General features: G+C 60.1%; 12 protein-coding genes, 1 pseudogene and 1 riboswitch. Of the genes and pseudogenes, 2 read left to right on the top strand and 11 right to left on the bottom strand.

Features of this window, described 5'->3' with window-relative positions:
- Positions 1-148: 148 nt before the first annotated feature.
- Positions 149-706: a recombinase family protein gene (locus C2E15_RS13760; protein WP_104959183.1), complete on the bottom strand. Its 558-nt coding sequence runs from the start codon at positions 704-706 to the stop codon at positions 149-151.
- A 593-nt stretch (positions 707-1299) separates the two neighbouring features.
- Positions 1300-1396: riboswitch (TPP riboswitch) on the top strand.
- Between the two features lie 33 nt (positions 1397-1429).
- Between C2E15_RS13760 and thiM the strand changes: the two genes are divergently transcribed.
- On the top strand, positions 1430-2221 hold the full coding sequence (gene thiM, locus C2E15_RS13755; RefSeq protein WP_104957875.1) for a hydroxyethylthiazole kinase: 792 nt from the start codon (positions 1430-1432) through the stop codon (positions 2219-2221).
- Positions 2218-3014: pseudogene (gene thiD, locus C2E15_RS13750) on the top strand (bifunctional hydroxymethylpyrimidine kinase/phosphomethylpyrimidine kinase). Before thiM ends, thiD begins: the two are co-directional and overlap by 4 nt.
- Before the next feature lie 343 nt (positions 3015-3357).
- On the opposite strand, the gene C2E15_RS13745 reads toward thiD, so the two are convergent.
- The 10 genes from C2E15_RS13745 to mdtD form a co-directional block, all read right to left on the bottom strand.
- The gene (locus C2E15_RS13745) at positions 3358-4044 is read right to left on the bottom strand and encodes a GntR family transcriptional regulator (protein ID WP_104957874.1); all 687 of its coding nucleotides are present in this window, start codon (positions 4042-4044) and stop codon (positions 3358-3360) included.
- Positions 4045-4133: 89 nt separating this feature from the next.
- Positions 4134-5606 (bottom strand): mannitol dehydrogenase family protein, encoded by a 1473-nt coding sequence (locus C2E15_RS13740; protein WP_104957873.1) that lies wholly within the window; start codon positions 5604-5606, stop codon positions 4134-4136.
- 52 nt (positions 5607-5658) lie between these two features.
- Entirely contained in the window at positions 5659-6942 is a 1284-nt protein-coding gene (locus C2E15_RS13735; protein ID WP_104957872.1) for an MFS transporter, read from the bottom strand.
- A gap of 67 nt (positions 6943-7009) precedes the next feature.
- Positions 7010-8020 (bottom strand): Zn-dependent oxidoreductase, encoded by a 1011-nt coding sequence (locus C2E15_RS13730; RefSeq protein WP_104957871.1) that lies wholly within the window; start codon positions 8018-8020, stop codon positions 7010-7012.
- Between the two features lie 10 nt (positions 8021-8030).
- Positions 8031-9245: a D-mannonate dehydratase ManD gene (gene manD / locus C2E15_RS13725; protein WP_104957870.1), complete on the bottom strand. Its 1215-nt coding sequence runs from the start codon at positions 9243-9245 to the stop codon at positions 8031-8033.
- Between the two features lie 266 nt (positions 9246-9511).
- Entirely contained in the window at positions 9512-10411 is a 900-nt protein-coding gene (yegS, locus tag C2E15_RS13720) for a lipid kinase YegS (RefSeq protein ID WP_104957869.1), read from the bottom strand.
- Positions 10412-10663: 252 nt separating this feature from the next.
- The gene (gene trhP / locus C2E15_RS13715) at positions 10664-12046 is read right to left on the bottom strand and encodes a prephenate-dependent tRNA uridine(34) hydroxylase TrhP (RefSeq protein WP_104957868.1); all 1383 of its coding nucleotides are present in this window, start codon (positions 12044-12046) and stop codon (positions 10664-10666) included.
- Positions 12047-12160: 114 nt separating this feature from the next.
- A complete protein-coding gene (baeR, locus tag C2E15_RS13710; RefSeq protein WP_104957867.1) occupies positions 12161-12865 on the bottom strand; it encodes an envelope stress response regulator BaeR in 705 nt (234 codons plus the stop codon).
- 10 nt (positions 12866-12875) lie between these two features.
- Positions 12876-14258: an envelope stress sensor histidine kinase BaeS gene (gene baeS / locus C2E15_RS13705; RefSeq protein ID WP_104957866.1), complete on the bottom strand. Its 1383-nt coding sequence runs from the start codon at positions 14256-14258 to the stop codon at positions 12876-12878.
- Positions 14258-15670: a multidrug transporter subunit MdtD gene (gene mdtD / locus C2E15_RS13700; protein WP_104957865.1), complete on the bottom strand. Its 1413-nt coding sequence runs from the start codon at positions 15668-15670 to the stop codon at positions 14258-14260. The genes baeS and mdtD overlap by 1 nt, the downstream gene beginning before the upstream one ends.
- Positions 15671-15715 lie beyond the last annotated feature (45 nt).

Raw genomic sequence — 15715 nt, 5'->3', positions numbered from 1 at the left:
CAACGCACGTACGTGATCAAGTAAGCGTTTAATGCGCGTATATATTTCTTAATGCATATAGTCTATCACGCTTGCTGAAGCCGCTTAACAACCTGATCGAAGGCTCCCGCTTGTAACTGGCAGAATCCTCAAATATCAGTAAGATGGGTCAGAAGGTCTTTAGTCGGTAGAAGGTGGCTTTGCTGATAGCCAGCCTATCTTGAACCATTGCAGGAGAGCAACCTTGATCTAATAACTCTCTCACCTGTTCAGCGGTTGCTTTAATCGGTCTGCCGCAATGTTTTCCTTCAGACTGAGCACGCTTGATACCTGCCGTTCTGCGCTCTGCTATCAGGTCTTTTTCCAGGCTGGCAAGTCCTGCCATCATGGTAAGCATTGCTTTGCCAACTGGTGTTGATAGGTCAAATCCTTCTCGCAAGCTGACAATCTTCACGCCCTTCGTTTGCAACATTTCAACTGTGGAAAGTACATCAATGGTGTTACGTCCCAGGCGGTCTATAGCAATCACAATCAGCGTATCGCCTTCTCGTACATAGCTGAGTAACTCACCGAACCCTGGGCGTTCTGATGCCTTAACTGCACCACTCACGGCTTCATCACTGAACCAGCGGTTAACACTATATCCAGCTTCGGTTATCTGCTGCTTCTGGTTTTCAACGTTCTGGTCGCTGGTGGAAACTCGCACATATCCGATCACAGTTGTCATGATGTTCTCTAACTCTGAAAAGTTGGTATCAAAATAATAGCTGTCCCAAAATAAAAGACCAACCTTTTGAGACAAGGCGAAGCCGCATTCTGCCGTTGTGTCGGTGTAGTCTTATAAGGAGAACATACTGATAAAATATTTGGTAAAACTTGGCATTGACCATATTCCAATTTATGACGTTGGAAGGGGGAAAGAAACTCTCTTGGCAGCACTCGAACATCCAGCGCAAGGGCTAACTCAGACAGCGGCTACGGAAGCAATGGTGGTGTTTCTGAGGACAGTCACAACCTACTGGAACCAGTACACTCGCGTATGATTGCCGCACTTTACTGGTATCTTATGTTCCTATTTATCTGGGATGTAATCCGCACCTTTGAACGACGTAGAAAAACAGAACGCAAAACTGAATCTCGGAATCCATGAGGCCATGTTTTATATCACAAAGGAGCTTAGCGGCTCCTTTTTTTCGTTTCTGGGGGGGGTACACACTGAGGTACAAGATGGGGTACAGCGTGAAGAAGCGATAACCGGAAGGGCGGGCTTGCAGCAGCAAGCAACTTCCCCTAAGCTGGCAAAAAGTATAGAGATTCAATCTTCATGACTCGGGGTGCCCCATCACTGATGGGCTGAGAAATACCCGTATTACCTGATCTGGATAATGCCAGCGTAGGGAAGTCAGATGCCTGTCCGGCATTGCCTTCTTGAGCGCCGGCCAGGAGCCTTATGAAACAGCCTGACCTGCCTGACGCCGCGTTTGTCGCGCGCTCCCTCTCTCTGTTCCGCCAGCGCGCGCCGCTGGTTCACTGTATGACCAATGATGTCGTCCACTCTTTTACCGCCAATGTATTGCTGGCGCTGCACGCCTCGCCGGCGATGGTGATCGACGCGGAAGAAGCGGCGCAGTTCAGCGCCATCGCCGATGCGCTGCTGATTAACGTCGGCACTTTAACCCCGCCGCGGGCCGGGGCGATGCTGGCGGCGGTGCAGGCGGCCAACGACGCCACCACGCCCTGGACGCTCGATCCGGTGGCGGTCGGCACGTTGCGGCTGCGCACGAATTTTTGCCAGCAGCTGCTGGCGCTGAAACCCGCCCTGATACGCGGTAACGCCTCAGAAATTCTTGCGCTGTCCAACAGGCAGGGCGGCGGACGCGGCGTCGATACGCAGCACCAGGCGGAGCAGGCGCTTGCCGCCGCGCAGCGGCTGGGGCAGCGTTGTGCAACCATTGTCGCGGTCACCGGCGAGACGGATTATGTTACCGATGGCGAACGCACGCTGAGGGTACCGGGCGGCTCGCCGTTGATGACGCGGGTGGTCGGCACCGGCTGTGCGCTATCGGCGGTGGCGGCGGGTTTCGCCGCGCTGCCGGGCGACCGGCTGCAGCATATCGCCAGCGCCTGCCGGGTTATGGCCTGCGCGGGCGAGCAGGCGGCGGCGCGCGCGCAGGGGCCGGGCAGTTTTATTCCGGCCTTTCTCGACGCGCTCTGGAACCTGAACGCGGAGGCGCTGGCATGAGGATCAACGCATTAACCATCGCCGGCACCGATCCCAGCGGCGGAGCGGGTATTCAGGCCGATTTAAAAACCTTTTCCGCGCTTGGCGCATACGGCACCAGCGTGATTACCGCACTGGTGGCGCAGAACACCTGCGGCGTACAGTCGGTTTATCGCATCGAACCCGATTTTGTCGCTGCGCAGCTCGATTCGGTATTGAGTGACGTGCGTATCGACAGTGTAAAAATCGGCATGCTGGCGGAGTGCGATATTGTCGAGGCGGTAGCGGAAAGGCTTCGCCGCACTCCGGTGCCCTGGGTGGTGTTAGATACGGTGATGCTGGCGAAAAGCGGCGACGCGCTGCTGTCGCCGCAGGCGGTCTCCACGCTGCGCGACCGCCTGCTGCCGCAGGTCTCGCTGATTACGCCCAATCTGCCGGAGGCGGCGGCGCTGCTGGAGACCGCGCACGCCTGCGATGAGCTGGAGATGAAGCAACAGGGCAGAGCGCTGCTGGCGCTGGGCTGCGAGGCGGTGTTGATTAAGGGGGGCATCTCAGTGATGCCGAAAGCCCTGACTGGCTGTTTACCCGCCAGGGCGAGCGGCGCTTTACCGCGCCGCGCATCGCCACGCGCCATACTCACGGCACCGGCTGCACGCTTTCCTCGGCGCTTGCCGCGCTGCGTCCGCGCCATGCCGACTGGGAAAGCACTATCGCAGCGGCCAAAGGCTGGCTGCAGGGCGCGCTGGCGCAGGCGGATACGCTGGAAGTGGGGAAAGGCATCGGGCCGGTGCATCATTTTTATCGCTGGTGGTAGGCGAAACGCTTCTTTTATCCGTGCCGGCTTATAAAAATGGCGGCAGTATTTGCGTGAGCGGCTAAAAGGGGAGAGGCTGCGCCGGGTTGCCGGGTTGCCGGGTTGCCGGGTTGCCGGGTTGCCGGGTTGCCGGGTTGCCGGGTTGCCGGGTTGCCGGGTTGCCGGGTTGCCGGGTTGCCGGGTTGCCGGGTTGCCGGGTTGCCGGGTTGCCGGGTTGCCGGGTTGCCGGGTTGCCGGGTTGCCGGGTTGTCGGGTTGCCGGATTAACGGATTAACGGATTAACGGGGATTTTGGGGCGCCAGGTTAACGGGGATTGGGGCGCCGGCCGGCGGCCCCGTTATCTTCACGCCTGCTCAAACCAGTCGCTGTTCTGCTCGGCGATCGGGGTGATGGAGAAAATCATCTCCTGCAGGTGGCGGCGCATCGCCTTCTCCGCGCCGTCAGGATCGTTATTGCGCAGGGTGTTGAGGATCTCTTCATGCTGGTCGATCAGGCTCTCCGGCGGCGATACCTTGCTGAGCGTCAGAAAGCGCACCCGATCCATGGCGGCCTTGATGTTCTCCACTGTCTCCCACGCCAGTTCGCAGTCGATGCTTTGCGCTATCAGCCGATGAAACTCATCGTCCAGCTGTAAGAACGCCTGCGCGTCATGCCGCTGAGCCGCCATCTTCTGCAGCTGCAGATTATGCTCCAGCGCCATCAGGGCAGCGGGCGTCGCCTCGGCGGCGGCACGGCGCACCACGGCAATTTCCACCGCTTCGCGGATAAAGCGGCCGTCGGCCACCCGTCGGGCGGAGATTTTGCGCACAAAGGTGCCGCGCTGCGGCAGGATCTGCACCAGCCCGGCTTCCGCCAGCTTGATAAAGGCTTCGCGTACCGGCTGGCGTGAGACGTTAAAGCGGCAGGAAACTTCTTTTTCTGACAGCAGCGAACCGGGCGGGATAACGCAGGCGACGATCTCGCGGCGTAAGAAGCGGTAGATCTGTTGATTAACCGGTTCGCTGGTGGTGATGGTGTAGGGTATCGACATGCGACATCTTTTCCTGAACGGGCTGGACGCGAAAGCTTTCAGTCTAAACAGCCCGTCAGCCCCACGCCAGCGCTTTATTACAGGAATAATCAATAGCTTGTTATGACCCGTTTCACCGTCTCTTTCGCGCCGAGCTGCAGCAGCAGCTGGTAAAAGTGCAGCACGCGCGCGCTGAACTGCGGGTTGGCAGGCAGATCGTCACCGAACACTTTTTGCAGCGAGAGCAGGGCGGCAATGCGCGCTTCGCCGTCGGCGCTGTCGCTCACCCGCTGCGCCAGCGTCTCTTTCAGCGGATCGTTGAGGGTAATGGCCGCGCCCTGTTCATCGACGCCGCCGACGTAGCGTATCCAGCCCGCCACCCCTAACGCCAGCAGATCGAAACGGCTGTTATGCGCCAGATGCCAGCGAATGCTCGCCAGCCAGCGCTGCGGCAGCTTTTGCGTGCCGTCGGAGGCAATCTGCCCGGTGCGGTGTTTGATGGCGCGGTTCTGGTAACGCGCGATCAGCGAATCCGCATAAGCGGTTAAATCGACATGCGGCGTGTTGAGGGTTGGCGCCTGCTCCTCCAGCATCAGCGTGCGCGCGGCGCGCAGGAAATACTCATCGCCCATACAGTCGCTGATATGCTGATAGCCCGCCAGATAGCCAAGATAAGCGAGAAACGAGTGGCTGCCGTTGAGCATGCGCAGCTTCATCTCTTCGAAAGGTACCACGTCCTGTACCAACTCCGCGCCTGCCCGCTCCCATGCCGGACGGCCGTTGACGAAATTATCCTCAATCACCCACTGGAAAAACGGCTCGCACTGCACCGCGACCGGATCAAAGCAGCCGAGCTTTTCACCCAGCGTCTCCAGCGCCTCCGGCGTCATCGCCGGTACAATGCGATCGACCATGGTTGAAGGGAAGGTCAGATGCTGGCGAATGTAGTCCGCCAGCCCGATGTCCTGCTGCTCCGCCAGTTGCACTACCACCCGGCGCGTTACCTGGCCGTTTTCCGGCATATTATCGCAGGACATTACGCTGAAAGGGGGCAGCCCGCGCTCGCGGCGGCGTTTGACGGCGGCAAGGATCACGCCCGGCAGTGACTGCGGCGCCTCGGGATGCGCAAGGTCGTGCTGAATTAAAGGATGCTCCAGATTGAGCTGGCCGCTGGCGGGGTGATGGCAGTAGCCTTTTTCGGTCACGGTCATTGAGACGATGGCGATCTGCGGCTGGCTCATCGCCTCGATGACCGCCTCGATGCCGTCGGTACGTGCATCCGCCGTGGCGCAGATCACGCCGATGACGCGCGTGGTTTCGCCACCGTCCGTCATCTCAGTGACGCTGTAGAGATGATCCTGCCCGCGTAGATCGTCAAGCAGGCGGCTGCTGCTGTGCGGGTTAATTCCGCACTCGATATAGCCCCAGTCGCTCTGCTGTTCGCGCGCCAGGCGATCGGCGCATACCGCCTGATGGGCGCGATGAAAGGCGCCGAAGCCGATATGCAGCATGCGTGGACGCAGCTGTTCGCGCGGGTAATCGGGAAGATGGACAGCACTGGCCAGTGTCTCGACGGATAGCATAAGAAAATCCTTCTCACTTAACGTAAAAGGCGCGCCGCAGCGCGCCGGGAAATTACACTGAAACGGGTTTGCCGCTGGCTTTCGGGCTTTTTATCACGAACAGCACCAGGAAGGCGCCCAGCGCCGCTACCACGCCGGCCAGCACAAAGGCGCTGTCGAACTTGCCGGTATGCTGCACGATAAAGCCGGTGACAATCGGACCGATGATGCCTGACACGCTGCCTACCAGATGAATAAAGCCGCTGATCCCACCTACGCGGCTCTTATGCACCACGTCCTGAATAATCGCCCAGTAGATCGCCCCGGTGATATAGAGGAAGAAGATCGAGATCGACATCAGCAGCACCGCTGAGGTTACCCCTTCTACCGTACCGGCCAGCGCGACACAAAGAGCGGCGGCCAGTAACGCGACCACCAGCACAATTTTTCGCGACAGCAGCAGGCGGCCGGTGATGTTGAAGATTTTATCGGAGATCCAGCCGCCGAGCGCCAGCCCGACGAAGCCGACAATCCACGGGATCATGGTGGTCATGCTCATCGATTTGATATCCAGGCCATGTGCCTGCACCAGATAGGCCGGGAACCAGCTGAGGAAGAAGAAGAGAATATAGTTGTAGCAGAAGAAGGCGAAGGCGGTGACCAGGATAATCGGCTGACGCAGATAGTAGCCCAGGCCGTGCGCGGCCTGCGTCAGGTCCGCTTCTTCGCCCGGCTGCGCCTCTTTCAGTTTTTCGATCAGCGCGCGCTCGTCAGCGGAGACGCGTTTACTGCGCGCCGGGTTATCGGCGGCGATAAAGAACCAGACCACCATCCAGACGATGCCGATCGAGCAGATGATCACGAACGCCGGACGCCAGCCGAACGCCAGCGCCAGATAGCCGATAATCGGGCCGGCCACCGCGCCGCCGAGCGGCGAGCCGGCGCTAAGAAAGCCCATAGCGGTCGCCGCCTGTTTTTTCGGGAACCAGCCGTTGATCGCCTTATTGGCCGAGGCGCAGATCGGGCCTTCTGCCATGCCGAACAGCACGCGCAGGATCAGCATTGACCAGAAGCCGGTAGCGATGGCGGTCAGGCCGCAGAACAGCGACCACATGCCGACGGCGAGGCCCAGCACCAGCGTCGGGCCATATTTATCGGTCGCGAGGCCGCCGATAAAGTTAAACAGCGCGTAACCGAAAAAGAAGCTGCCGAAAATCATGCCGAATTGTTCGGCGTTCAGCATCAGATCTTTTTCGATCATCGGCACCGTCAGGGAGAGGGCGACACGATCGAGGTAGTTGATCATGTAAACCAGAAACAGCAGAAGTACGATGGTCCAGCGCAAGTTCTTGAACATGGTAACTCCGTAATCGTTTGATAATTATAATAATTAATAGGGGGCGATAGGGCCGCCCCGCCCTGGCTTATTCAACGGACAAAATCACTTTGCAACAGGTACGCGGATCTTTTTCGAACAGCGTCATCGCCTGCTCAACCTGAGCCAGCGGGAAATAGTGCGTAACCAGCTTCTCCGGCTGGATAGCGCCGCGCTCGATCCATTCGATTACCTGCGGGAAACGGCGGCTGTTCAGCCGCGAGGTAAACAGCGACAGCTCCTTGCTGGTCAGGCTCTGCTGCGTCAGGGTGCAGGGCTCGGCGGAGAAGCCCAGCAGGCCGATGCGCCCCGCCGGAGAGGCGATCGCCGCCGCCTCCGCCAGAATGGCAGGGTGACAGGCGGCGTCGATAATCAGCGTCGGCTGGATGCCCTCCAGCTGCGCCGCCAGCGGCACCTCGCTGTTATTAAAGACCGCGTCGGCGCCGCTTTGTTGCGCCATCGCCAGCCGCTCCGGCAGGCGATCGACCACCAGCACCTGATGCACGCCGTATACCCCTTTCAACACCTGGATCGCCGTCAGGCCCATCGGGCCGGCGCCGTAGATCAACGCCACATCCTGCGCGGTGGGCTGCAAAAAGGCGCTGATATTGGCGGCGATGGTAAAAGGTTCAATCAGGCTGGCAAGCTTATCGGGAATGCTTTCCGGCACGCGATACGCATTGCTGGCCGGCGCCACGGCATACTCGCTGAAGCCGCCGTCACGGTGGACGCCGATCACCTGCAGCTCGCGGCAGACGTTGGGGCGGCCGACCGAGCAAGGGTAGCAGTGGCCGCAGCTCACCACCGGATCGACCGCCACGCGCTCGCCGATGCGCCCGGCGTCAACGCCAGCGCCGACGGCGTCGATCACGCCGAAAAACTCATGGCCGATAACGCGCGGGTAGCGGGCGAAGGGGTTATGGCCGTGCCAGATATGGACGTCGGAGCCGCAGATACTGGCGTAACGCACCTTGACCCGCACCTCGCCCGGTGCCGGCGCCGGCAGCGGACGCTGCTGGAGCGTTAGCTCGCCCGGCTGTTCAATGACAACGCTTTTCATGCTCCTCTCCTTACCAGTTCCACAGGGTGCCGTCTTCAAGGCGCGCTACCGGCAGATAGGCCGGTTCGTAGGGATATTTCGCCGCCAGTTTCTCGTCGAATTCGATGCCGAGCCCCGGCTTGTCGCCCGGATGCATATAGCCGTTATCGAAGGTCCAGCTGTGCGGGAAGACCTCCAGCATCTGTTCGGAGTAGCCCATATATTCCTGCACGCCAAAGTTCGGCACCCACAGGTCGAAGTGCAGCGCCGCCGCCATGCAGATTGGCGACAGATCGGAGGGGCCGTGCGAGCCGGTGCGTACCTGATAGAGCGAGGCGAAATCGGCGATGCGGCGCATGCCGGTAATGCCGCCGGCGTGGGTAATGGTAGTGCGGATATAGTCGATCAGTTGCTCTTCAATCAGCTGTTTACAGTCCCAGATGCTGTTGAACACTTCCCCGACGGCGATGGGGGTAACGGTATGCTGGCGGATCAGGCGGAAGCACTCCTGATTCTCCGCCGGCGTCGGATCTTCCATCCAGAACAGGCGATAATCTTCAATGCGCTTGCCGAAGCGGGCGGCTTCAATCGGCGTCAGGCGATGGTGCATATCGTGCAGCAGATGTTCTCCGAAGCCGAAGCGCTCCCGTACCGCCTCAAACAGTTTCGGCGTGAAATCGAGGTATTTTTCCGTCGACCAGAGCTGCTCTTCGGGCCAGTCGCCTTTGGTGGCCGGTTCATATGCCAGGCCTTTACCTTTCGCCATACCGTAGGTGGTTTCCATGCCTGGCACGCCGCACTGCACGCGGATCGCTTTAAAGCCCATCTCTTTATGGCGCGCATAGTCCTCCAGCACCTCGTCGATAGTGCGACCGGTAGTATGGCAGTAAACCATCACGCCGCTGCGCGAGGCGCCGCCCAGCAATTGGTAAAGCGGCATATTGGCCGCCTTGGCTTTGATATCCCACAACGCCATATCGACGGCGGAAATGGCGGACATGGTCACCGGGCCGCGTCGCCAGTAGGCGCCTTTATAGAAGAACTGCCAGATATCTTCGATCTGATGGGCGTCCCGGCCGATCAGCTGCGGACAGAGATGATCTTTCAGGTAGGAAGCGACCGGCAGTTCGCGGCCGTTAAGCGTCGCGTCGCCGATGCCGGTGAGGCCTTGATCCGTGGTGATCTTAAGCGTGACAAAATTCCTGCCGGGGCAGGTAACAAATACTTCGGCGTTAACAATCTTCATTTTTTTGACCTTTTGGATTGCGACAGTGATGACTGGAATCTAAGCGCCGACGTACTACCATACAAGTCAGCGAGCGCGAATGGTCGATCGCGATCACAGAGTTTTTACAATTTTTCCGACAGGCGCGCCGCGGGTTTTAACGGTTCAATTAACCACAACAGCAGAGGGAGGCTGAGCGCAAACGGGAAAGAGGCCCATCCCTAAAGCAGCGCAAACGGGGAAAAGCCCGTCCCTAAAGCGCGGCTTTAAAGACGGACAGCATAAGATCAGGCCAGCAGCGGGCACTGCGGCGGCAGGCGGCAGGCGAGCGCGCCGGGCACCACTTCAATATGGAACTCGGTGCCGTTGAGCGGCTCGCCGTCGAGATTAAAGGTCATCTCATTCGGCGAGGTGATGGTCAGCGACGGCAGGGTAGCGGAGACGATATTCGGGTTCTGTTCATCGCTGGTGATCGAGTGCAGCAGCGTGGAAAGCAGCTCCTGCGAGGTGACGATGCTTAAATCGAGCAGGCCGTCGTTGATCAGCGCGCGCGGGCAAAGGCGCTGTCCGCCGCCCGCCTGACGGCCGTTACCGATGCCGATCGCCAGCGCGTCGCCGGTCCAGGCGAAGTGGGGGCCATTGATGGCGCAGCTATCCGCTTTCAGCGTATCCATGCGCATCAGCCCGTGAATAAAGTAGGAGACCCCACCCAGCGCCGACTTGAGCTTTTCCGGGGTTTCGGTGGTGATGCGGGTGCCGAAGCCGCCGGTGGCCATATTGATAAAGTAGCGATCCTGATTCACGCGCGCCACGTCGATATTGACCGGCTTGCCGAGGATTGCCAGCCGCAGTGCCGCTTCCGGCTCTTCCGGAATCCCGGCGCTGGTGGCGAAATCGTTGGCGGTGCCGAGCGGCAGAATGCCCAGCACCGGCCGCGACGCCGCCGGAATGTTTACCAGCGCGTTCGTCAGTTCATTGATGGTGCCGTCGCCGCCGCCCGCCACAACCGTGGCGGCATTAAGCTGCACCGCTTCCTGCAGGTAGCGTTCGCTGTCGCCCTGTTCCCAGGTGACGCGCACCGCTATTGGATAGCCTTCGTCGCGCAGCGCGTAGATCGCTTCGCGCAACGCCTCATTGCCGGCGCCTTTTCCATTCAGGATCACCAGTGTCAAAGCCTGTTTTTCCATGCTATTTCCCTTGGCAGCAAATTACGCAGTATGTCTGAGTTTATAGCACAGAAGCGGGGAAAAGCGCTGCGGGCGCGTGGCGCTTTAAGAGCAGTACGCAAAGAAAAACCCGCACGGGGGAGCCGGGCGGGCGAAGGAGGTGGTTCCTGGTACAGACTGCTGTTTATTTTTGCTCGTTTTAGCAAGCGCGATGTTATCTGCAAACCGCGCCGGCTAATGTGATCGGATTCTAAAATCCGTTACGGCAGGAAATTAATTTGCCGCGGCGCGCTGCGGCTCGCCGTGCGGGTTGCGCGTGGTGGTGCCGTTCAGATTGCGCATCAGCAGGGCGAACTGAATATCAACATCCGCCGGCACCGGCAGCCAGACGATATGCCCGTTGCCCGGCGCCACCTCGACCGGCTCGCCTTTATTATTCTCCAGCGCCGTCAGGGTGAAGTGCAGATTACCCGCCGGGGTCATCAGCTCAAGGCTGTCGCCGAGGGAGAATTTGTTTTTTACCTCCACCTGCGCCAGTTCACCGCGCCGTTCGCCGGTAAACTCACCGACAAACTGCTGGCGATCGGAGACCGAATAGCCGTAGTCGTAATTCTGATAGCTGTCGTGGGTGTGGCGGCGCAGGAAGCCTTCGGTATAGCCGCGGTGCGCCAGCCCCTCCAGCGTCGCCAGCAGCGTCGGATCGAAGGGTTTGCCGGCGGCGGCGTCGTCGATGGCGCGGCGGTAGACCTGCGCGGTGCGCGCGCAGTAATAAAAGGATTTGGTGCGGCCTTCGATCTTCAGTGAATGCACGCCCATGCGGGTTAAACGTTCGACGTGCGCCACCGCGCGCAGATCTTTCGAGTTCATGATGTAGGTGCCATGCTCATCTTCAAAGGCGGTCATATATTCGCCGGGGCGCATCGCCTCTTCGATCATAAACACCTTATCGGTCGGCTGGCCGGCGCCCAGCGTTGGCGCGATCTCCTGCACCGGAATCGGCTCATACTGATGAACAATATTGCCGATCTCATCCTCTTTGCCTTCCTGCACCTTATATTCCCAGCGGCAGGCGTTGGTGCAGGTGCCCTGGTTAGGGTCGCGCTTGTTGATATAGCCGGAGAGCAGGCAGCGGCCGGAATAGGCCATACAGAGCGCGCCGTGGACGAAAATCTCCAGCTCCATCTCCGGCACCTGCTGACGGATCTCTTCAATCTCCTCGAGCGACAGCTCGCGCGACAGGATCACGCGCGTCAGCCCCATCTGCTGCCAGAATTTCACCGTCGCCCAGTTGACCGCATTGGCCTGCACCGAGAGGTGGATTGGCATCTGCGGGAATGCCTCGCGCACCATCATAATCAGGCCGGGGTCAGACATAATCAGCGCATCCGGCTGCATATCGATCACCGGCTGCAGATCGCGAATAAAGGTTTTCAGCTTGGCGTTATGCGGCGCGATATTCACCACCACATAAAACTTTTTGCCCAGCGCATGCGCTTCCTGGATGCCAAGCGCCAGGTTCTGATGATTGAATTCATTGTTGCGCACGCGCAGGCTGTAGCGTGGCTGACCGGCGTATACGGCGTCAGCGCCGTAGGCGAAGGCGTAACGCATATTTTTCAGCGTGCCGGCCGGGGAAAGGAGTTCCGGTTTAAACATAGCGTTCTCAGTCTGATGTCAGGTCAGATATTGCGGACGGGCGACGTCAGGAAAATTGACGGCCCGTTAAAAGGTGAAGAATTCTAAGCCGCTGAACCCCTGATGTAAATTGCGCTAGATCAAACGACACGGATCCGCTTCCCAGCGGTAGCCTATCCCGTATACCGCGCGGATAAAAGGCTGATCGGCATCCAGCGCCTCCAGCTTGCGCCGCAGGTTTTTAATATGGCTGTCGATGGTGCGGTCGGTTACTACGCGATAATCGTCATACAGATGGTTAAGCAGCTGTTCGCGCGAAAAGACTTTGCCCGGCTCCTGCGCCAGCGTTTTTAGCAAACGAAACTCTGCCGGGGTGAGATCGAGCGTTTTGCCGTCCCAGCTCGCCTGAAAACGCGCTTCGTCAATCACCAGCGGCGAAGGCGGCGCGCTCTCCTCCGGCGTGCGGCGGCAGCGGCGCAGAATGGTTTTCACCCGCGCCACCACCTCGCGCGGGCTGAACGGTTTGCAGATATAGTCATCGGCGCCGATCTCCAGCCCCAGCAGGCGGTCGATCTCCTCGATTTTGGCGGTGACCATAATCACCGGCAGATCGGAAAAGCGGCGCAGCTCGCGGCAGACTGACAGGCCATCGAGGCCGGGTAGCATCAGATCCAGCAGCATCAAATCGGGCGGCGTCTGCTGAATAAAGGCAATCGCCTCATCGCCGCGCGCCAGATGGTGCGTGCGATAGTTGGCCGCCTGCAGGTAATCAATCATCAGCTGAGCGATCTTCGGCTCATCTTCCACAATCAGAATCAGCGGCGGGGTAAATTCATTCATGGCTGGCTATTCACAGTTTATCGTGCGGCAATTCTACCCTGATTTGCAGTCCACCTAAATCAGAGTGATCCGCAGACATCGCGCCGCCATGCGCTTCGACAATATTGCGGCAGATCGCCAGCCCCAGACCCGAGCCGCCGCTGGCGCGGTTGCGCGAGCCTTCGGAGCGCCAGAAGCGTTCGAATATCTGCTCGCGCTGCGCGTCCGCGACGCCCGGCGCGGAGTCGTCAATCAGCAGACGCCAGCCTGACGCGGTGGCGTGCAGCGCCAGGCTCACGGTGCCGTCGCGGTCGGTATAGCGCAGGCTGTTCTCCAGCAGGTTAGTGAACAGCTGGATCAGCCGGTCGGGATCGCCGAAGAAAGGTGCCTGCTCCGGCAGCGACAACCGCAGCGTCAGGCCGTGGCTGGCGTAGCGGGCGCGGAAATTGCCGGCCGTCAGTTCCAGCAGCGCCGCCAGATCGGTCGGACTTTTGCGGTAGGCGAGCGCCCCTTCGTCCGACAGCGACAGCTGGTGCAGATCATCCACCAGCTTGGTCAGGGTCGCCACCTCCATCAGCAGCGAACTGACCGCCTCCGGCGTCAGCTTGCGCACGCCATCCTGCATCGCCTCCAGTTCGCCGCGCAGGATCGCCAGCGGCGTGCGCAGCTCGTGGGAGATATCGGCCATAAAGGCGCGGCGCATGCTTTCATTCTTCTCCAGCGAGCTGGCGAGACGGTTGAAATCCTGCGCCAGCCGCCCCAGCTCATCCTGGCTGCTGACCGCCACCCGGCTGGTGAAGTGCCCGGCTGCAAGCTGATGTGTCCCCGCCACCAGCCGTTTCACCGGCGCCAGCAGGCCGCGCGCCATCAGCCAGGTGACCGCCGCCGCCAGCAGCGTCGACAGGCCGACGATCAGCCAACTGGTGCGCCGCTGCTGCTGATCGAAATTGATGTCAGCGCTGCGCGTCAAACGCTCCGGCGGTGAGCCGATCACCCAGCCGACCACGTGGCCGCTGTCGGTGGTGATGGCGCGGCGAATCCCTTCCTGCGGCACCGGCGAATGCGGGCCGACCAGCACACGATAGCGCTGATCGATAATCCAGAACTGGGTGCGCCAGCCGTGCGGCGGCAGATGATTGTTGGCGTCGGGATTCTGCTCCAGCGAACGCAGAATCGAGAACATCAGCCGATTGTTGTTGCGCAAGAACTCCCAGTTGCCGTGCTGCTGATACTGATCCGCCAGCGCCTCGCTCAGCAGCGTCAGCCGTTGCTCGTTGCCGCGCTTGATATAGTCGATAAAACCATGCTCGAAGCTGAGACGCACGCCCCAGTGCATGGTGATCAGCACCAGCATGCAGGTGGAAAAAATGGCGCAAAACAGCTTTGCGCTGATGCCAAAACGCAGTCTCTCCATTAACGCGACGATCTCCCGCGGCCCAGCGCCGCATTTTTACTGAATTCTTTCGGCACGCGCCAGAACACCAGCGCGGGCAGCGCGATCACCAGCGCTACGCAAAGCCAGGTATAGATAAAGGTTTCATGCGCCATCTCGCTGTCGGCCGCGGCATGGTGGCCAAAGGCGCCCAGCAGCAGGCCGGCGAGGGTGACGCCGATGCTCATTGCCAGCTGCATGATCATCGACAGCAGGCTATTGCCGCCTGAGGCGAGATTATCCGGCAGCTCTTTCAGCGTCAGGGTATTCATTGACGAGAAGCGGATGGCGTTAACCATGCCCTGTAAAAACAGCACCACCGGCAGCGCCCAGACCCAGCCCATCAGCGCCACCAGCGGGAACAGCAGTACCACCACCGCCAGCGCCAGCGTGGAGCCAACCAGCACGTTGCGGTAGCCGAAGCGGTTAACAATCTGCACCACAATGCGTTTCATGCCCATATTGCCCAGCACCATCGGGATCATCATCAGCCCGGCGTGAAACGGGCTATAGCCCAGCCCGAGCTGCAGAAACAGCGGCGTCATAAAGGGCAGCATGCCGCTGCCGATGCGGCCGGTCAGGCTGCCCAGCAGGCCGATGGAGTAAGTCCGGTTATCGAACAGCTTCAGGCTGAACAGGGCGTTATCGTTGTTGCGCGCATGCATCAGGTAGAACAGCAGCGAGAAGACACCGGCGAGGATCAGCAGACCGAGCGCCAGCGGCGAGCCGCCGGAGCCGTGCTGACCGTCGAGCGCCAGCGTCAGCGTCGCCATGCCCGCCGCCAGCAGCAGAAAGCCGGAGAAGTCGAAGCGGCGCGTCTGCAGCGAATAGTTGGGCATCAGCATGAGGGTCGCTATCGCGCCGAGAATGCCGACCGGCAGGTTGATAAGGAAAATCCAGTGCCAGCTGGCGTACTCCACCAGCACGCCGCCCAGTGCCGGGCCAACCAGCGGGCCGATCTGGCCTGGCAGCGTGACGAAGGTCATCGCCGCCATATACTGCTCGCGCGGCACGATCTTCATCACCGTCAGGCGCCCCACCGGCACCAGCATCGCGCCGCCGAACCCCTGCAGCACACGCGCCAGCACCAGCTGATCCAGCGATCCGGCCAGCGCGCAGAACAGCGAGCCGAGACTGAACAGCACGATGGCGGTAAAGAAGATATTGCGCACGCCGAAGCGGTCCGCCAGCCAGCCGCTGAGCGGCAGGGTAACGGCGACGGTAAGAACGTAGGAGACCACTACCGAATGCATTTGCAGCGGATCGACGCCTAAATCGCGCGCCATTGAGGGCAGGGCGGTGTTGACGATGGTGGTGTCCAGCGTCTGCATAAAAAAGCCGACGGCGACGATCCACAGCTGCCAGCGTACCGATGCAGATTGTGCTTGCTTCATAATTCGCCTCTGTTGCGCGTCGAACGGCCGGGCCGTCAGGCCCGG

Source organism: Mixta gaviniae, from assembly GCF_002953195.1.
Lineage (GTDB): Bacteria > Pseudomonadota > Gammaproteobacteria > Enterobacterales > Enterobacteriaceae > Mixta > Mixta gaviniae.
The sequence above is the reverse complement of the archived record's forward strand: the minus strand, read 5'-3'. Positions and strand labels throughout refer to the sequence as shown.

Coding starts and splice junctions, on each gene's coding strand:
- yegS (WP_104957869.1), bottom strand. CDS start 10,411: ATGGAAAAACAGGCTTTGACACTGGTGATCCTGAATGGAAAAGGCGCC.
- C2E15_RS13730 (WP_104957871.1), bottom strand. CDS start 8,020: ATGAAAAGCGTTGTCATTGAACAGCCGGGCGAGCTAACGCTCCAGCAG.
- C2E15_RS13740 (WP_104957873.1), bottom strand. CDS start 5,606: ATGCTATCCGTCGAGACACTGGCCAGTGCTGTCCATCTTCCCGATTAC.
- manD (WP_104957870.1), bottom strand. CDS start 9,245: ATGAAGATTGTTAACGCCGAAGTATTTGTTACCTGCCCCGGCAGGAAT.
- thiM (WP_104957875.1), top strand. CDS start 1,430: ATGAAACAGCCTGACCTGCCTGACGCCGCGTTTGTCGCGCGCTCCCTC.
- baeR (WP_104957867.1), bottom strand. CDS start 12,865: ATGAATGAATTTACCCCGCCGCTGATTCTGATTGTGGAAGATGAGCCG.
- mdtD (WP_104957865.1), bottom strand. CDS start 15,670: ATGAAGCAAGCACAATCTGCATCGGTACGCTGGCAGCTGTGGATCGTC.
- C2E15_RS13735 (WP_104957872.1), bottom strand. CDS start 6,942: ATGTTCAAGAACTTGCGCTGGACCATCGTACTTCTGCTGTTTCTGGTT.
- C2E15_RS13760 (WP_104959183.1), bottom strand. CDS start 706: ATGACAACTGTGATCGGATATGTGCGAGTTTCCACCAGCGACCAGAAC.
- baeS (WP_104957866.1), bottom strand. CDS start 14,258: ATGGAGAGACTGCGTTTTGGCATCAGCGCAAAGCTGTTTTGCGCCATT.
- C2E15_RS13745 (WP_104957874.1), bottom strand. CDS start 4,044: ATGTCGATACCCTACACCATCACCACCAGCGAACCGGTTAATCAACAG.
- trhP (WP_104957868.1), bottom strand. CDS start 12,046: ATGTTTAAACCGGAACTCCTTTCCCCGGCCGGCACGCTGAAAAATATG.